Origin of the sequence: Actinomadura rubrisoli (genome assembly GCF_004349215.1) — a bacterium.
In the GTDB taxonomy this organism is placed as follows: domain Bacteria; phylum Actinomycetota; class Actinomycetes; order Streptosporangiales; family Streptosporangiaceae; genus Spirillospora; species Spirillospora rubrisoli.
Genome location: NZ_SMKU01000047.1, coordinates 24,909 through 38,632, shown reverse-complemented (window position 1 = coordinate 38,632; position 13,724 = coordinate 24,909). Strand labels below are relative to the sequence as shown.

Sequence of the window (13,724 nt, the reverse complement as noted above, 5' to 3'; positions counted from 1 at the left end):
GGGGGCGGGACCTCGCCGTGGAACGGGTCGGGCTCGAACAGCTCGTCGGCGAGGTCGCGCTGCGGCCGGTCGCCCTTCTTCGGGGCGTCCTCCAGCAGCGGCGTGTCGTACGGCTTGGAGTGCTCGCCGACCTCCAGCCCCCCGTCGGCCGGCCCGTCGGCGTTCTTGCCCCTGCGGCGCCGCTTCTTCGGCGCGGCCTCGCCGCCCGCCCCGCTCTCGGACGGGCGCTCGGGACGGCCCTGCAGCGTGGCCATGGACCACAGGCCGGCGCACCGCTCGGGGACCTTGGCGATCGGCGTCGCGGTGATCACCAGCAGCCCGAAGAACGACAGGAGCAGCAGCAGCGGGACGGCCACCCAGCCGCTCAGCCCCGCCTCCAGCGGCGCCGAGACCAGCCAGCCGAGCACGCCGCCCGCGCCGCGCACCGCGTCCATGTCCTTGGAGGGGGACGGGACGCCGGCGGCGATGTGCAGGACGCCGAGCACGCCGACGGCGAGCGCGGTGCAGCCGATGACGACGCGGCCGGTGTCCTCGGACTGCTCGGGATGGCGCAGCGTCTGCCAGGCCAGCAGCGCCAGCAGGACGGGCAGCACCACCGCCATGAGGCCGAGCCCGCCGCGCACGACCTTCTCCAGCGCGATCGTCACGACGCCGTCGGGGCGGAACCAGGTGACCGACGCCAGCACGATGGCCGAGCCGAGCAGCGCCAGGCCGAGGCCGTCGCGCCGGTGCTCGGGGTCGAGCTGGCGGGCGCTGTTGCCGTACGCGCGGAACAGCCCGCCCACGGTGACCGCCGCGAGCTGGTAGAGCTTGACCAGCAGTTGGAAGAACCCGGAGACGACCTGGACGATCGGGTGCGGCCGCTGCGGGGGGCGGCCCCGGCCGGAGCCGCCGCGGCCTCCGCCGCCCTTGGCCCCGCCCTTCGCGGTGCTCGCTCGCTTGCGGGGGGCCGGGCCCGCGGGCTTGCGGGCCGCGCCGCCCCCGGAGCGCGAAGAGCTCTTCGTTTCGCCTCCACGGCTACGCCCCGCCGTCCCCTTTGCCCCTCCGGACGCACGTGTGGCCATGCTTATGAGAGTAACCAAGGACCTTCGCGGTTCCCGGGATGGCGGACGGCGTGTTGCCGCGCCCGTGACGGCCGCGGCACCGCGCCGTCCCGCGCGGTGCCCGGCCGTCCGGACCGTCCTACACCTCGACGACCACCGGGATGATCATCGGGCGGCGGCGGTAGTTGTCGCTCACCCACTTGCCGACGGTGCGCCGGATGAGCTGGTTGATCTGGTGCAGGTCGTTGACGCCGTCGCCGGCCGCGTCCCGCAGCAACTGCTCGATCCGCGCGATGATCTCCTCGAAGTCCGCGTTGCCGATGCCGGCGCCGCGGGCGTGGATCTCCGGGCCGGCCACGAGCTTGCCGGAGGTGGTGTCGATCCCGACGACGATGGAGACGAAGCCCTCCTCGCCGAGGATCCGCCGGTCCTTCAGGGAGGTCTCGGTGACCTCCCCGACCGACAGGCCGTCCACGTAGACGTACCCGGCGGGAACGGCGCCGACGATCTTCGCCTGGCCGTTCACCAGGTCGACCACGACCCCGTCCTCGGCGATGACGATGTTGTCGTCGGGCACGCCGGTCAGCGCGGCGAGCTTGGCGTGCGCCCGCAGGTGCCGCCACTCGCCGTGCACCGGCATGAAGTTGCCCGGCTTGGTCACGTTGAGCACGTACAGCAGCTCGCCCGCCGACGCGTGCCCGGACACGTGCACCAGCGCGTTGCCCTTGTGGACGATCCGCGCGCCCCACCGGGTGAGGCCGTTGATGACGCGGTTGACCGCGTTCTCGTTGCCGGGGATCAGCGAGGACGCCAGCATCACGGTGTCGCGCTCGGTGATGCGGATCTGGTGGTCGCGGTTGGCCATCCGCGACAGCGCCGACATGGGCTCGCCCTGGGAGCCGGTGCACACCAGCACCAGCCGGTGGGGCGGGATGTCGTCCAGCTCCTTCGGGTCGACCATGATGCCCTCGGGCACGTTCAGGTAGCCGAGCTCCCGCGCGACGCCCATGTTGCGGACCATCGAACGGCCGATGAAGCAGACCTTGCGGCGGTTGGCGACGGCCGCGTCGAGCACCTGCTGGACGCGGTGGATGTGGGAGGCGAAGCAGGCGACGATGAGCCGCTCCTGCGCGGTGCGGAACACCTCGTCCACGACCGGGCCGATGTTGCGCTCGCTGGTGACGAAGCCGGGCACCTCGGCGTTGGTGGAGTCCGACAGCAGCAGGTCGATGCCCTCGGCGCCGAGCCGGGCGAACCCGGGCAGGTCGGTGAGCCGGCCGTCCAGCGGCAGCTGGTCCATCTTGAAGTCGCCGGTGTGCAGGACGAGCCCCGCGGGGGTGCGGACGGCGACGGCGAGCGCGTCCGGGATGGAGTGGTTGACCGCGAGGAACTCCAGGGCGAACGGCCCGAACGTCCGCCGGTCGCCCTCGGCGACCACGTCGGTGACGGGCTTGATGCGGTGCTCGGTGAGCTTGGCCTCCAGCAGCGCGAGCGTCAGCCGCGACCCGACCAGCGGGATGTCGCGGCGCTCCCGCAGCAGGTACGGGACGGCGCCGATGTGGTCCTCGTGGCCGTGCGTGAGGACGACGGCCTCGATGTCGTCCAGACGGTCCCGGATGTAGTCGAAGTCGGGCAGGATCAGGTCGATTCCGGGCTGTTCGGTCTCGGGGAAGAGCACGCCGCAGTCGACGACGAGCAGGCGTCCGGCCTGCTCGTAGACCGTCATGTTGCGGCCGATCTCCCCGAGCCCGCCGAGCGCGACGATGCGCAGCCCGCCCCGGGGAGGCGCGGGCGGGTCCGGCAGCTCGGGGTGAGGATGACTCACCGGGCGACCTCCGGCATGGCGATCTCCGGCACTTTGACTCCCCCTATCGTCAGGTCTTCACGCAGGCGCGCGGCGAACTCCGGCGTGGCCTCCACGAGCGGCGCGCGCAGCGGACCGCCTCCGGGGAGACCGAGCAGGTTCAGCGCTGCCTTCACGGCGATGGCGCCCTGCGTTCGGGTCATGATGGCGGTGACCACGGGCAGCAGCCGGCGGTGGATGTCCAGCGCCCGACCGTGCTCACCGGCGCGGTATGCGTCGATCATCTCATGGAGCTCGATACCCACGACATGCCCGACCACGCTGACGAACCCCGCCGCGCCGACCGACAGCCAGGGCAGGTTGAGGTTGTCGTCGCCGGAGTACCAGACCAGGTCGGTCGCGGCCATGACCCTGGACGCGCCGAACAGGTCGCCCTTGGCGTCCTTGACGGCGACGATCCGCGGGTGCTCGGCGAGCAGTTGCAGCGTGTCGTTCTGGATCGGCACCCCGGTGCGTCCCGGGATGTCGTACAGCATGGTGGGCAGGCCGGTGGCATCGGCGACCGCCGTGAAGTGGCGCACCAGCCCCTCTTGCGGAGGCTTGTTGTAGTACGGCGTGACCACGAGCAGCCCCTGCGCGCCGGCGGCCTCGGCCTGCCGGGCGAGTTTCAGGCTGTGCTCGGTGTCGTTGGTCCCGGCACCGGCCACGATCACGGCGCGGTCGCCGACCGCCTCGATGACCGCGCGCAGCAGGTCCCGCTTCTCGTCGTCGCTCGTCGTCGGCGACTCACCCGTCGTCCCGTTGACGACCAGGCCGTCATGGCGCCGCTCGTCGACCAGGTGGGTCGCGAGGCGTGCGGCGCCGTCGTAGTCGACGCCGCCGTCGGGCAGGAACGGAGTGACCATCGCGGTCAACATCCGCCCAAAAGGCGCGTCGGTCGTTGTGCTGGGTGCCATATATCGAACGGTACCGTTCCGGCAGCTCGGCTTGGACCCGCAGGTCCCTCCCGGGGGCGGCGGACATGGAGGCGGACATGGAAGAAGCCGCCGCCACACGCTCGGGGGTACGCGTGGCGGCGGCCCCAACACCCCCATCGTGGCACGCAAATGCCTCGTTACGGGGTCAGTCCGGCCACTTCCCGGACTCGGTTGGATAACGTGACCGTGCTCGCCGCGGCCCCGATCGCGGCGTTCCGGCGGCTCCCGCCGCCTCTGCTCGCCGTCTCCCGGCGCGCCTGCTCAGGCGTGCCTCCGGGCGACCGTGAATTCATGCAGACGGACGCGCAACTCCTCGACATCGGGCGTCCGGACGAGATCGTTTCCCCGGACGGCCCACCACAGGCCGGACCCGCCCCTGCCGATCCGCCAGCCGGTGAACTCGGCCGACAGCTCGCTGAGCCGGTCGGCGACGTGCCGCGCGGTCTGCTCGATGCCCATGGGCTCGTCCCCACTTCCCTTTGCGTCCGCGTCGGGTCTGCTCCGAACCGGGATACCCCCGCCGGGCTCGGCTACCCAACGCCTTCTACCTGCGGGAACACGAGAAACTGAACGTCAGGGGCAGGGTTTCCTAACGGCCAAGAACAGGTGTCGCGGGCGGCAGCCATATGGCGCGATAACGGACCCATTCGGCGGCGTCCGTTGTCCAATCCGCGTAAACGCCGACGCCGTACGGACGGGACGGCGGGCGCTCCAGATCGCCGATGCCGCGCCGGACGCCGCGCAGCGCGACGCCCAGGTCCTCGGCCCAGCCCATGCGCGGCCGGTAGGTGGGGACGCCCATGAAGACCGTCGTGCGGTCGCCGATGAGCTCCAGCGTCCGGCGGGTGTGCCGGGCGAAGTGCCATCCGGCCAGCGCGCGCGAGGGCAGCGACACGTCATAGGTCATGATCGCGACCTGGTCGGCCCGGTCGGCGACCGCCTTCAGGAAGTCCTCGGTGGGGCGGGGCGGATAGTGGACGGCCCCCTGGCGCGGGATGAGCGCCTTGTAGACGGGCTGGGCCGCGTCCACGAGCGCCGGCTGCTCCAGCGCGACCGACAGCAGCCGTCCGCGGGAGCGGGTCAGCCCGCGCGTCCGCTCCATGAGGTCCAGGAACGCGCGGTCGTCGGGGTAGATCGGCTCGAAGTCGTAGTGGATGCCGTCGAAGCCGAGGTCGAGGAAGGTCGCGTCGGTCCTCAGCACCTGGTCGCGCACGGCGGGGTCGTCCAGGTCGATGATGCCCTTGCCCTCCACCGTCCGCACCTGCCCCAGATATGCCTGGGCGCGTACGCCCGGCGCGTACTGGCGGACGGCCGCGATGAGCTGCCGGGCGTAGCGGTACTTGGACGCGGGCACGGTCCCGTCGGGCTCGAACGGCCCGGCGTGGAAGAACACGTCGGAGATGCGGTTGTCGCGGAGCAGCGTCCCGAGCGCGCGGTACTCGGCGTCGGTGTGGGGCTCTCCCACCCACTGGTGGCGCGCCCACAGCGCGTTCGTGTCGGTGCCGCGCGCCTCCGGCTCGGACTGCCACCACACCCAGGCCCCGGCGAGCGCGAGCGCGGCCAGGCCGAGCACGTACGCCACCGTCCAGCCCGTCCACCGCAGCGCCCGCCGCGCCACGGCCGGACCCCTGCCCCCGAACCTGCTCGAACCCGCCATCCGGCAATGATCCCGGATCAACGCGGCGGGCCGGACGCCATCGGCACGGGCGTCCCACGCAATGATCATGATTGGGTCCGGACGGCGCGTCGCGCGCGCGGGACGTTGACACCGCGGGAACGATGTGGTGACGGGGCGGCTCAGCGGAACGGGAGCCCGGCCAGGGCCCTCGCCCGATCCGGTCTCGACGGGGGGTCGCCCGGTACGAACCCGTCCACCGGGATGGAGGTCGAGCCGACATGCGAGTACGACCGAACCAGACCGAACCGAGACCTCTGATCAGTACGCGGGCACTCGTGATCATCATCGTCGCGGTCGGCGCCGCCGTGCTCTGCGCCGCCGCGCCGAGGGCCGCGATCCCGATCGGCGTGGGCGTCGGGGTGGTCACCCTGCTGGCCCAGATCGTCCGGGACTGACCGGCCCGCGCGCCCGGGGACGGGCCCGGCCCCGGGGCGAAGGGCACCCCGTGGACGACCTGGTGGAGACGGCCGCCGAGCCGCCCCCACCAGGCTCCGCAGGGGCTCGTTAGAACACCGGGATGATGTCCTCGGGATCGATGAAGCTCACCTCCACGCCGGAGATGTCCAGCTCGGGGATGGCCGGGAACTCGATCCCCCAGCGCTCCACGATCGCGCGGACGCGGGCGATGGCGACCTTCCAGTTCTCCGCCTGCTCCTCGAACGACAGGACGCCGAGTCCGGCCTCGCGCGCGTGGTCCATCAGCACGCGGTGGTTGGCGAGGAAGTACGGGGGCAGGTCCCAGAAGCCGTCCGGCGGCTCCCAGAGGATCATCGACAGGAAGACGAACCCGGCGCGCAGCTGCTTGGTGATCTGGCCCTTGACGTCGTCGGTCAGGCCCGGCCACTCGTTCTCCAGGATCGTCATGCAGATCTGGAGATGGCGGGACTCGTCGCGGCCGATCTTGCTGAACATCTCGCCGAACACCGGGTGGCGCGTCCCGGACGCCATGCCGCGGAACAGGGTCGAGGCGGCCATCTCGCCCATCATGAAGCTGGTGAACAGCACGGCGAGCGAGTACTTGCGGACGGCGGTGCTGTAGCCGTGCCAGTAGCGGCCGCCGTTGTGGTAGAGCCAGCCGATGTTGTTGTGCGCCGCCTTCTCCAGGTCGGTCCCGGGCCGCCAGTCGAGCGGGCCGCCCGGCCACAGCCGGGCGATGGAGCGCTGGCAGCACTCCTCGTGGTTCATCTCGTCGCGGGTGATCGAGAAGAAGCACTTGCGGACCGGGTCCTCCTCGTGCTGCTCGAACGCGTGGACGGTGGCGCGGGCGAACACCGCCGGGCCCGAGGCGTCGAAGTTGGCCAGGACGGCGAACCAGTACATGATCCCGAGCCGCTGCTCCGGCGTGAAGTCCTCGGGACGCAGGTCGTCCCAGGGCAGGTCGGCGGGGTTCCAGACCATGCGCTTGGACTTGTCGTAGATGGCGGCGAGCTTCTCGGTCTCGACCCGCCACTCCATCGGGTAGATGTTCGGCTGGGGGACCTCCGGGGCGGGCCAGAACCCGCCCTCAGGGATGGTCGGCTTGTCGGCCATGCACGGCTCCTCCCAGGTCACGGCGTTGTGACGCCGCTCCTCCCATCGTGCGGGAGTCTGTTACAGGGCGCAAGGGGCCGGGGTCCTGCACCCGCCGGACGCGCGTCCGCTGGGTGAGGGCCACGCAGACGAGCACGCTCACCGCGGCCAGTACGGTCGTCCCGTCGACCACCTCGTCCAGCAGGATCCCGGACCACAGCAAGGTGAGCACCGGCTGCGCCAGCTGCATCTGGCTGGCGCGGGCGATCCCGGCGCGCGCGAGCCCCTTGTACCAGGCGAAGAAGCCCAGGTAGGCGGAGAAGGCGGTGAGGTAGGCGAAACCGAGCGCGGAGCGTCCCGTCCAGTCGGGGCGGGTCGTCGCCAGCAGCCAGAGGGTGACCGGGACGGTGATCGGAGCGGCCAGCACCAGCGCCCAGGAGATGACGCGCCAGCCGGGCATGTCGCGGGTCAGCCGCGCGCCCTCGGCGTAGCCCGCCGCGGCGGCGAGCAGGGCGGCGAACAGCAGGAGGTCGGCGGCCGTGACCCGCCCGGCGCCGCGGAGCACGGCGAAGCCGGTGACGCAGACCGCGCCCGCCCCGCTGGCCAGCCAGAACGCGCGGGACGGCCGCTCCCCGGCGCGCAGCACGGCGAACACGGCGGTGACGGCGGGCAGCAGGCCCACCACGACGGCGGAGTGGGCGGACGAGGCGCCGTGGTCGAGCGCGAGCGTGCTGAGCAGCGGGAAGCCGAAGACCACTCCGGCGCAGACGGCCGCCATCCCGGCCCACTGGCCGCGCCGAGGCGGACGGGCCCGCACCGATAGCAGTGCGATGGCGGCCAGGACGCTCGCGGCGGCGGCCCGGCCGACGCCGATCACATAGGGATCGAGGCCCTCCAGGCCGAAGACCGTGGTGGGAATGGTGAACGAGAAGATCAGCACGCCGAGCGCGGCGAGCCCGAGCCCCGCCGCCGACGCCGTCGGCGCTATCGACGCTGGGGCAGTAGCGCTATCCTTGTCCTTCATGAACCACGATAGCAGTGTGGCCTCTCTCGCCGACGCGCTGCGGGCCGAGGCGCACCGGCGCGGCCCCGGCGAGCGCCTGCCGTCGAGCCGCGCGCTCATCGAGGCGCACCGGGTCAGCCCGGTCACGGTGTCGCGGGCGCTGGCGCTGCTGACCGCCGAGGGGATCGTGGTGACGCGGCCCGGCAGCGGGGCGTTCGTCGCCGACCGCCCGGGTCGTCCCGCCGCGCCGGGCGGCCCCACCGACCTCGCCTGGCAGGCGGTGACGCTCGGCGACCGCTCGGTCGACGCGAGGGGGGTGTCGTGGCTGCTCACCCCGGCGCCGGAGGGCACCGTCGCGCTCAGCGGCGGCTACCTGCATCCCGCGCTCCAGCCGACCCGCGCGCTCGCGACGGCGGCGGCGCGGGCCGCCCGGCGGCCCGGCGCCTGGGAGATGCCGCGGCTCGGCGGGATGCCGGAGCTGCGCGCCTGGTTCGCGCGGAGCGTCGGCGGCGACATCGCCCCGGCCGACGTGGTGATCACCAGCGGCGGGCAGCAGTCGCTGACGACCGTGCTGCGCGCGCTGCTGCCGCCGGGCGCGCCCGTCCTGGTCGAGTCGCCGACCTACCTGGGCGTCCTCGCGATCGCGCGGGCGAGCGGGCTGCACCCGGTGCCGGTGCCGGTGGACGACGGCGGCGTCCGTCCCGACCTGCTCGCCGAGGCGTTCGCGATGAGCGGGGCGCGGGTGTTCTACTGCCAGCCGACGTTCCACAACCCGACCGGGACGGTGCTGAGCGCCGAGCGGCGCGCCCGCGTCCTGGACGCGGCGCGCGCGGCGGGCGCGTTCGTGATCGAGGACGACTTCGCGCGGCACATCGGCATCGACCCGCCCCCGCCGCCGATGGTCGCGCAGGACGGCGAGGGCCGCGTCGTCCACATCGCCTCGCTGACCAAGGCCACCGCGCCCAGCCTGCGGGTGGCCGCGGTCATCGCCCGCGGCCCGGTCGCCGAGCGGATCCGCGCGACGCAGCTCCTGGAGGAGTTCTTCCCCGCCCGGCCGCTCCAGGAGACGCTGCTGGAGCTGGTCACCTCGCCGGGCTGGCCGCGGCACCTGCGGGCCGTCCGCGCGGCGCTGCCGGCCCGGCGGGACGCGCTGCTCGCGGCGCTCGCCCGCGACCTGCCGGAGCTGCGCGTGAACCGTCCGGCGGGCGGCTTCCACCTGTGGGCGCGGCTGCCGGACGGCGTGGACGACGTCGAGCTGGCCGAGGCCGCCCTGCGCGCCGGGGTGCTGGTGAGCGCCGGGCGCCCCTTCTTCCCCGCCGAGGCCGCGGCCCCGCACCTGCGCATCAGCTACGCGACGGCCGCCTCCGAGGCCGAGCTGGCCGAGGGCGTCCGCCGCCTCGCCACCGCCCTCCCCCGCTCATGACGCGCCGTCCGCTCACGACCCGGTGCAGAGGCAGAACTCGTTGCCCTCGGGGTCGCGCCAGACGCGGAACGGCGCTTCCGGGCGGCCCATCGGGCCGGTGGCCGGGGTCGCGCCGAGGCGCTCGGCCAGCTCGCCCGCGACGCGGATGTCGGGGACGTCCAGGTCCAGGTGCAGCCGGTTCTTGATCGTCTTACGCTCCGGGACGAGCTGGAACGACAGCGTCGGGCCGCCCTCGCCCAGCGGTTCGAGGTCGAGCCAGTCGTCGTCCCTGTGCGTCGTCTTCATCCCGAGCAGCCCGCCCCAGAACGCCGCCATGGCGTCCAGGTCGGCGCAGTCGAAGACGAGGTTGGTCACCTTCGGGGTCGCGGTCATCGGGCGCCTCCAGCGATGTGTGCGGTGCGCGCTGAGCGGGCGGCGGCGCGCGCGCAGTACGGCTTGGGCTGAGCGGAGCGGCGGGCGGCGAATCGTCCGGCGAGGCGCCTTGACGTGACCCCGCGGACGACGTCGTGAGCGAACTCACGGACGCGGCCATGGTTTTCCTCGGCGCGCTCCATGGCGCGGGCACGGGCGGTCAGCCGCGCCTCCACGATGTCGGCCTGGAGTTCCGCGTACCGGCGCTGAGCCCATGCGTGCCGCGTGGCGAGCCCCGCGAGGTAGGGCAGCGCGTTCATGTCGTTCTCCCATCGTTGACACCACTCAAACCGTAATGCCGGTGTCATGTCCATTGCAACCAGCAAAGGTCGAATACTGGTGTTGCCGCTTGGTAGGGTGCTGGTGTACAGGCAGGAGGAGTGATGGCCGAGGCTCGTCCCGGCGGGGACGCCGCGCTGCTGCTGCGGGACTTCGTCAACACGCTCGACGTCGAATCCGGCAACGACGGGTTCACCTCGCCCGCCCGGCTCGCCGCGTGGCTGGCGGAGCGCGGGCTGGTCACGGCACGGGTGAAGGCCACCGGAGCCGACCTGACGGCGGCGATCGCGCTCCGCGAGGGGCTGCGAGCCGCGATGCTCGTCCACCACGATCCCTCCGCCCCCGACCTGCCAGGCGAGGCCGACGACGCCCTGGGGGACGATCTGGAAGACGCCCTCGCCGCCCTCCCCCTGCGGATCTCGTTCACCGGCGCGAGCCCGTCGCTCCTGCCCCTCGGCTCCCCCGGGGAGGCCGCCACCGGCCTCGCCCGCGTCGCCGCCGCGATCATGGACGCCGCGGCGGCCGGCACCTGGGCCCGCCTGAAGGTCTGCCAGGAGGACACCTGCCGCTGGGCGTTCCTCGACACCTCCAAGAACCGCTCCCGCTCCTGGTGCTCGATGAGCGTGTGCGGCAACCGGACGAAGACCCGCGCCTACCGGGCCCGGCGCCGCCCGGCGTCCGGCAGGCCCGCCGGCGGGGCACCGGGCCGGCCGACCGCCTGACCGCCCGGCGGGACCGGACCGGTCGCGGCCTATCCTCGGGACGTGCTGATCATCAGGTTCGCCGAGCCGCGCGACGCTGAGGCGGTGGAGAGCGCGCGGTCCAGGTCGTGGCGCGCCGCGTACGACGGGCTCCTCCCGCCGTCGGTGATCGACGACCTCACCGGCTCCGGCGAGGTCGAGCGGCGGCGCGGGTGGCACGCCGCGAACCCCCTCGGCCGCATGCTGCTCGCCGAGATCGACGGCGCCCCCGCCGGGATGGCCGCATACGGGCCCGAGCGCCGCGCGCCCATCGGCCCGGTCCCCGGCCGCGCGCGCTTGGAGGTGTACGGCCTGTACGTCGCGCCCGAGCACTGGTCGGCCGGCGTGGGCCGCGCCCTTCTGGAGCGCGTGATGGACGAGGGCCGCGCCGCCGGGCACGACCGGCTCGTCCTGTGGGTCCTGGAGACCAACGAGCGGGCCCGCCGCTTCTACGCCCGCGCCGGACTGGAGCCCACCGGGCGGACGGACGCCGACCTGCGCGGGCACATCATCACCGAGGTGCGCTACGAGCGGGACCTCTAGGGTTGGGCATCCCGGACGAGAGGACACGACGCCATGGCCGATGTGGGTGTGCGGCCCGCCCGCCGAGCGGACGCCGCCGCGGTCGCCGACATCCAGGTGCGCACGTGGCGGCACGCCTACCGGGACCTGCTCCCGGCCGAGGCCCTCGGGCAGGTGACCGGGCCCGCCGCCACCGAGGCGTGGCGGGACCGGTGGGCCGAGGCCGCGACGGCGCCGCCGAGCCCCCGGCACCGGCTGCTGGTGGCGGTCGCGTCCGATCTCGTCGTCGGGTTCGCCGCGCACGCCCCCGCCGAGGACGCCGACCACGACCCGGCCGCGGCCGCGGAGCTGATCGCGCTGCTCGTCGATCCCCTGCACGCCCGCGCGGGACACGGCAGCCGGCTGCTCGCCGCGACCGTCGACCTGCTCCGCGAGGACGGGTTCACCACCCTGATCACCTGGGCGTTCGAGGACGACGAGGTGACGCGGGCGTTCCTCGGCTCGGCCGGCTGGGCCCCCGACGGGACGGCCCGGACGCTCGACATGGGCGAGCCCGTCCGGCAGATCCGCCTCCACACCGACATCGGCGTTCCCTAGGGGTCGGTGAGGGGCACTGCCGGCCCGGCCATATCTTTGAGGTCGTGCCCGAGTCCATCTCCCTGACACCGCCGCGCGCCGACGCGCCCGCCCCCTCCGGCGGCCGCCGCCGCTGGCTCGGCATGGTCGTCATGAGCCTGGGCGTCTCCCTGATCGTGGTGGACGCCACGATCGTGGGCGTGCTGCTGCCCCGGATCGTCACGGGACTGGACCTGACGGCCACCGGCGCCGAATGGGTCACCTCGGTCTACTCGCTGGTGTTCGCGGCGCTGCTGATCCCGTTCGGCCGGGCGGGCGACCTGTTCGGGCGGCGCAGGATGTTCGTCACCGGGGTGGGGATCTTCGCGGCCGCCAGCGTCCTCGCCGCGCTGGCGGGCAGCGGCGGCGCGCTGATCGGCGCGCGGGCGCTGCAGGGCGTCGGCGCGTCCATGATCATGCCGGCGACGCTGTCGACGGTGAACGCGGTGTTCACCGGGCGGGACCGCGCGGTCGCGTTCGGGATCTGGGGCTCGCTGATCAGCGGGATGGCCGCGCTCGGCCCGCTGATCGGCGGCGCGGTCGCCACCGGCGGCGGCTGGCGCTGGGCGTTCGGGATCAACCTGCCGCTCGGCGCCGCGCTGATCGTGGGCGCGCTCGCGCTGATGCCCGAGACCCGGCAGGCCCCGTCCGGACCCGGCGGACCGGGCCCGCGGGGCGCCCTGCGCGAGATCGACTGGGTGGGCGGGCTGCTGTCCGCGCTCGGCCTCGGCGCGCTCGTGTTCGGGCTCATCGAGGGCCAGACGTACGGCTGGTGGGCCGCGACACGGTCGTTCTCGGTCGGCGGGCTGGACTGGCCGGGCACCGGGCTGTCGCCGGTCCCGGTCGTCATGGCCACCGGGCTGGTGCTCCTGGCGGCCCTGGTCGTGGTCGAGCGGGCGAGGGCGTCCGCCGGACGGCCGGTGATGCTCGACCTGGAGCTGTTCCGCATCCCGAACTTCCGGCGCGGGAACCTCGCCTCGTCCCTGATCAACGTGGGCGAGCTGGGACTGCTGTTCATCCTGCCGCTGTTCCTGCTGGGCGTGCACGGCACGTCCCCGCTGCAGATCAGCGTGGCGATCCTGCCGCTGGCCGTCGGCGCGTTCCTGTCCGGCGGGTACGCGGGCAGGCTCGCCAACAAGCGCGGCGCCCACCGGGTCGTCCAGATCGGCATGGTGCTGGAGGTCGCCGCCGTCGTCGCGCTGGGCCTGACCGTGTCGGCCACCACCACCGGGTTCGGGCTCGCGCCGTGGATGCTGCTGTACGGGCTGGGCCTCGGCCTGACCTCGGCGCAGCTCACCAACGTCTCGCTCGCGGACGTCCCGCCCGCGCAGGCCGGGCAGGCGTCCGGCACCCAGTCCACGGCCCGGCAGGTCGGCGCGGCGCTCGGCATCGCGCTGATCGGGACGGTGTTCGCCACGAGCCTCGGGCACGCGATGACCGACCGGCTGTCCGGCACCCCGCTGCCGCCGGACCGGCGGGCCGCCGTGGCCCACGACCTGCGGGACAGCGCCGGAACCTACGGGCGTGACCTGCACCGCACCCCCGGCATGGCCGCCGAGGCGCACGCGGCCGACGCGAGCCTCGCCGTCGCCACCAGGCACGGGGCGCTCGCCACCGCCGCGATCCTGGCGCTCGGCCTCGCGATGTCGCTGCGCCTGCGCCCGAGCACTGATCAACATCGGGGAGAATCGAAGGCGTGATCCCCCTGTCGTCCCACGAG

15 protein-coding genes are annotated in these 13,724 nt (G+C 73.6%); 6 read left to right on the top strand and 9 right to left on the bottom strand.

What is annotated here, in order from left to right; all coding sequences use genetic code 11:
* The 5 genes from E1298_RS12480 to E1298_RS12460 all read right to left on the bottom strand — a co-directional run.
* The coding region (locus E1298_RS12480; RefSeq protein WP_207944580.1) for a DNA translocase FtsK 4TM domain-containing protein at positions 1-1,064 on the bottom strand (1,064 nt) is incomplete at its 3' end.
* A gap of 118 nt (positions 1,065-1,182) precedes the next feature.
* Entirely contained in the window at positions 1,183-2,868 is a 1,686-nt protein-coding gene (locus E1298_RS12475; protein WP_131892540.1) for a ribonuclease J, read from the bottom strand.
* Positions 2,865-3,803 (bottom strand): 4-hydroxy-tetrahydrodipicolinate synthase, encoded by a 939-nt coding sequence (gene dapA, locus E1298_RS12470; RefSeq protein WP_131892538.1) that lies wholly within the window; start codon positions 3,801-3,803, stop codon positions 2,865-2,867. Before dapA ends, E1298_RS12475 begins: the two co-directional genes overlap by 4 nt.
* Before the next feature lie 282 nt (positions 3,804-4,085).
* Positions 4,086-4,283, bottom strand: a complete 198-nt coding sequence (locus tag E1298_RS12465) for a hypothetical protein (RefSeq protein ID WP_131892536.1) — start codon at positions 4,281-4,283, stop codon at positions 4,086-4,088.
* 130 nt (positions 4,284-4,413) lie between these two features.
* Positions 4,414-5,481: a glycoside hydrolase family 18 protein gene (locus E1298_RS12460; RefSeq protein WP_243725543.1), complete on the bottom strand. Its 1,068-nt coding sequence runs from the start codon at positions 5,479-5,481 to the stop codon at positions 4,414-4,416.
* Positions 5,482-5,720: 239 nt separating this feature from the next.
* On the opposite strand from E1298_RS12460, the gene E1298_RS48025 reads away from it, so the two are divergent.
* Entirely contained in the window at positions 5,721-5,897 is a 177-nt protein-coding gene (locus tag E1298_RS48025; RefSeq protein ID WP_165975439.1) for a hypothetical protein, read from the top strand.
* Positions 5,898-6,006: 109 nt separating this feature from the next.
* Here E1298_RS48025 and E1298_RS12455 read toward each other — a convergent pair whose 3' ends face one another.
* On the bottom strand, positions 6,007-7,032 hold the full coding sequence (locus tag E1298_RS12455; protein WP_131892534.1) for a hypothetical protein: 1,026 nt from the start codon (positions 7,030-7,032) through the stop codon (positions 6,007-6,009).
* Entirely contained in the window at positions 7,007-8,035 is a 1,029-nt protein-coding gene (locus E1298_RS12450; protein ID WP_131892532.1) for a DMT family transporter, read from the bottom strand. Before E1298_RS12450 ends, E1298_RS12455 begins: the two co-directional genes overlap by 26 nt.
* On the opposite strand from E1298_RS12450, the gene E1298_RS12445 reads away from it, so the two are divergent.
* On the top strand, positions 8,034-9,437 hold the full coding sequence (locus E1298_RS12445) for an aminotransferase-like domain-containing protein (RefSeq protein WP_131892530.1): 1,404 nt from the start codon (positions 8,034-8,036) through the stop codon (positions 9,435-9,437). The genes E1298_RS12450 and E1298_RS12445 overlap by 2 nt on opposite strands.
* Before the next feature lie 12 nt (positions 9,438-9,449).
* On the opposite strand, the gene E1298_RS12440 is transcribed toward E1298_RS12445, so the two are convergent.
* The gene (locus tag E1298_RS12440; protein ID WP_131892528.1) at positions 9,450-9,809 is read right to left on the bottom strand and encodes a VOC family protein; all 360 of its coding nucleotides are present in this window, start codon (positions 9,807-9,809) and stop codon (positions 9,450-9,452) included.
* Positions 9,806-10,108, bottom strand: coding sequence for a hypothetical protein (locus E1298_RS12435; RefSeq protein ID WP_131892526.1), 303 nt, complete (start codon positions 10,106-10,108; stop codon positions 9,806-9,808). The genes E1298_RS12440 and E1298_RS12435 overlap by 4 nt, the downstream gene beginning before the upstream one ends.
* A gap of 123 nt (positions 10,109-10,231) precedes the next feature.
* On the opposite strand from E1298_RS12435, the gene E1298_RS12430 reads away from it, so the two are divergent.
* The 4 genes from E1298_RS12430 to E1298_RS12415 are packed head-to-tail and all read left to right on the top strand — an operon-like array spanning position 10,232 to position 13,704.
* Complete coding sequence (locus tag E1298_RS12430) at positions 10,232-10,849, top strand: CGNR zinc finger domain-containing protein (RefSeq protein ID WP_131892524.1); 618 nt, start codon at positions 10,232-10,234, stop codon at positions 10,847-10,849.
* 42 nt (positions 10,850-10,891) lie between these two features.
* Positions 10,892-11,410, top strand: coding sequence for a GNAT family N-acetyltransferase (locus tag E1298_RS12425; protein WP_131892522.1), 519 nt, complete (start codon positions 10,892-10,894; stop codon positions 11,408-11,410).
* Between the two features lie 33 nt (positions 11,411-11,443).
* Entirely contained in the window at positions 11,444-11,986 is a 543-nt protein-coding gene (locus E1298_RS12420) for a GNAT family N-acetyltransferase (RefSeq protein WP_131892520.1), read from the top strand.
* A gap of 44 nt (positions 11,987-12,030) precedes the next feature.
* Complete coding sequence (locus E1298_RS12415; RefSeq protein WP_243725542.1) at positions 12,031-13,704, top strand: MFS transporter; 1,674 nt, start codon at positions 12,031-12,033, stop codon at positions 13,702-13,704.
* Positions 13,705-13,724 lie beyond the last annotated feature (20 nt).

What these genes read in the sequence shown, in the direction of transcription:
- dapA (WP_131892538.1), bottom strand. Translation starts at nt 3,803, where the DNA reads ATGGCACCCAGCACAACGACCGACGCGCCTTTTGGGCGGATGTTGACC.
- E1298_RS12465 (WP_131892536.1), bottom strand. Translation starts at nt 4,283, where the DNA reads ATGGGCATCGAGCAGACCGCGCGGCACGTCGCCGACCGGCTCAGCGAG.
- E1298_RS12460 (WP_243725543.1), bottom strand. Translation starts at nt 5,481, where the DNA reads ATGGCGGGTTCGAGCAGGTTCGGGGGCAGGGGTCCGGCCGTGGCGCGG.
- E1298_RS48025 (WP_165975439.1), top strand. Translation starts at nt 5,721, where the DNA reads ATGCGAGTACGACCGAACCAGACCGAACCGAGACCTCTGATCAGTACG.
- E1298_RS12455 (WP_131892534.1), bottom strand. Translation starts at nt 7,032, where the DNA reads ATGGCCGACAAGCCGACCATCCCTGAGGGCGGGTTCTGGCCCGCCCCG.
- E1298_RS12445 (WP_131892530.1), top strand. Translation starts at nt 8,034, where the DNA reads ATGAACCACGATAGCAGTGTGGCCTCTCTCGCCGACGCGCTGCGGGCC.
- E1298_RS12450 (WP_131892532.1), bottom strand. Translation starts at nt 8,035, where the DNA reads ATGAAGGACAAGGATAGCGCTACTGCCCCAGCGTCGATAGCGCCGACG.
- E1298_RS12440 (WP_131892528.1), bottom strand. Translation starts at nt 9,809, where the DNA reads ATGACCGCGACCCCGAAGGTGACCAACCTCGTCTTCGACTGCGCCGAC.
- E1298_RS12435 (WP_131892526.1), bottom strand. Translation starts at nt 10,108, where the DNA reads ATGAACGCGCTGCCCTACCTCGCGGGGCTCGCCACGCGGCACGCATGG.
- E1298_RS12430 (WP_131892524.1), top strand. Translation starts at nt 10,232, where the DNA reads ATGGCCGAGGCTCGTCCCGGCGGGGACGCCGCGCTGCTGCTGCGGGAC.
- E1298_RS12420 (WP_131892520.1), top strand. Translation starts at nt 11,444, where the DNA reads ATGGCCGATGTGGGTGTGCGGCCCGCCCGCCGAGCGGACGCCGCCGCG.